Below are 2,404 nucleotides of genomic sequence, written 5' to 3' on the forward strand. Positions count from 1 at the left end.
GGGACTGTAAATCGTTCGGTGTAACTCCCGATCATGGAGGATGCATCGATGACCAGTGAGAACGTAGCTGAGCCCGGAGCTGTTGAGCTTTCGAAGACTGTGCCGGCGAAGGCTGTGGACGACCAGTTGATCGACGAGCTGGTGGACCGGGCCCAGGCCGAGAGCCTGCAGCTGACCGGCGAGGGCGGGCTGCTCCAGCAGCTGACGAAGCGGCTGTTGGAGTCCGCCCTGGAAGGCGAGATCACCGATCATCTCGGCTATGACAAGCACGATCCAGCGGGCAAGGACGGTGGCAACTCACGCAACGGCACACGCTCCAAGACGGTCCTGACCGATGTCGGGCCGGTGGAGATCACCGTGCCCCGCGACCGCGACGGTTCCTTCGAGCCGAAGATCGTCAAGAAGCGGCAGAAGCGCCTGACCGGCGTCGACGAGATGGTCATCTCGCTGGCCGCGAAGGGCCTGACCACCGGTGAAGTCCAGGCCCACCTGGCCGAGGTCTATGGCGCCGAGGTCTCGCGCCAGACCATCTCCACCATCACCGACAAGGTGCTGGAAGGCATGGCCGAATGGCAGAGCAGGCCCCTCGACCCGGTCTATCCGGTCGTCTTCATCGACGCCATCCACGTGAAGATCCGCGACGGTGCGGTCGCCAACCGGCCCATTTACGTGGCCCTCGCGGTCACCACCGAGGGCCGGCGGGAGATCCTCGGGCTGTGGGCCGGGGACGGCGGCGAGGGCGCCAAACACTGGCTGCACATCCTCACCGAGATCAAGAACCGCGGCGTCAGCGACGTGCTGATGCTGGTCTGCGACGGGCTCAAGGGCCTGCCCGAGGCGGTGGAGACGGTCTGGCCGCGGACCATCGTGCAGACCTGCGTCGTGCACCTGCTGCGGAACTCGTTTCGCTATGCCGCCCGCCAGGACTGGGACAAGATCGCCAGGCTCCTCAAGCCCGTCTACACCGCGGCGACCGAGGAAGCCGCCCTGGAACGGTTCGCCGAGTTCGCCGACGCCTGGGGCCGGAAGTATCCGGCGATTGTGAAGCTGTGGGAGAACGCGTGGGAGGAGTTCACCCCGTTCCTGCGGTTCGACGCCGAGATCCGCCGCATCGTCTGCACCACCAACGCGATCGAGTCGGTCAACGCCCGTATCCGCCGGGCGGTCAAGGCCCGCGGCCACTTCCCCAACGAGCAGGCCGCCCTGAAATGCGTCTACATGGCGATCATGTCTCTCGACCCCACCGGCAAGGGACAGGCCCGCTGGACCATGCGCTGGAAGACCGCACTGAACGCCTTCGACATCACCTTCGACGGCCGCCTGACGGCGGCCCGCCAGTAAGCCCAACCACCCTGGTTACACCGCTCGTTTGACAGACCCGTGCGAGGGCGGCCAAGACGTCGACGGCCTCGGTGATGTAGCGGTAGGCGGTCGTGGTGCCGACGCCGAAGCCTGCGGCGAGCTGCGCGTACGGGTGACCGTTGCGGAGGTGCGCGAGAACCATGAGAGCCTGCCGGCCGGCGCTCAGACGACGCCAGCGCGAACCGATGGCCGTGCGGTGTGCGGCGAGGTGACGGGCGAGGAAGCGCAGGTGCGAACTGGACAGGTCCAGCCCGGACGGGTAGACAAGCACGACGAAGCTCCTGGTCGAGCGAGTGATCTTGGTCGTGAACTCATCTACCAGGAGCTTCACCTCTGTCCGCACCCCGCCCTCAGGCCAACACCAACCGCCACCAGCCAGGTTGGAAACCCCTCAAGGACAAGTAAAGGCCCATCAGACTGCGCTCCCCCGTCCGGGCCTCTGGCCTTCTCGTTTCGCCGCTGACAACCGATGGCACGATGAGGCGCCGGGCGGGCGACGGTTTTCGAGGACGCCAGCCCTCCTCTTCCACGACCTCCGACACTCGACCGCCACCCTGCTCATTGAGCAAGGCGTCGATCTCGTCGTCATCAAGGAACTCCTCGGCTACGCCCACATCGGCGTCAGCGCTGGCGTCTACGCCCACGACCGACGACTCGGACGACCTACCCACCGCAGCCGTCGTCTGACGTTGCCGTCAAACGCCCTGGAGACCCGGTCGGAATCTCCTCCGTCCGGGCCTCCAGACTTTTGCGTAAGCAGAGTGCTATGCATGTTACATTCGGCTGATCCATCGCTGACATACGTCAACGGTGATCGGCTCGAATAGTTCAGGACTCGACACCTCGAAGAGGAATTGAGTCAGAATCTCAACGTCCACTTCGTCGATCTCAACACGCTCCAACATGTGAATCGCCCCAGCCCATCGCGACAGTTGGATAACGTCTAGTAGTGCTTGGTCATGTCGGTGTGAGGTCTGGGATGTCGCGGTGACAGGTGGGGCAGGCGCCGGTCCAGATCGCGAGGAGTGTCTGCAGTTCGCGG

The 2,404-nt window shown here is 64.8% G+C and carries 1 protein-coding gene and 2 pseudogenes; 2 read left to right on the plus strand and 1 reads right to left on the minus strand.

Annotated features, from left to right (window positions below):
- The first annotated feature begins 48 nt into the window (after positions 1-48).
- On the plus strand, positions 49-1,341 hold the full coding sequence (locus IG94_RS0137885) for an IS256 family transposase (RefSeq protein ID WP_031048647.1): 1,293 nt from the start codon (positions 49-51) through the stop codon (positions 1,339-1,341).
- Positions 1,342-1,381: 40 nt separating this feature from the next.
- Here IG94_RS0137885 and IG94_RS0137890 read toward each other — a convergent pair.
- A pseudogene (locus IG94_RS0137890) lies at positions 1,382-1,633 on the minus strand (helix-turn-helix domain-containing protein); the annotation flags it as partial.
- A 253-nt stretch (positions 1,634-1,886) separates the two neighbouring features.
- Between IG94_RS0137890 and IG94_RS44495 the strand changes: the two are divergent.
- Positions 1,887-2,189 (plus strand): annotated as a pseudogene (locus IG94_RS44495) (tyrosine-type recombinase/integrase); the annotation flags it as partial.
- Positions 2,190-2,404 lie beyond the last annotated feature (215 nt).

Origin of the sequence: Streptomyces olivaceus (genome assembly GCF_000721235.1) — a bacterium.
In the GTDB taxonomy this organism is placed as follows: Bacteria; Actinomycetota; Actinomycetes; order Streptomycetales; family Streptomycetaceae; genus Streptomyces; species Streptomyces olivaceus.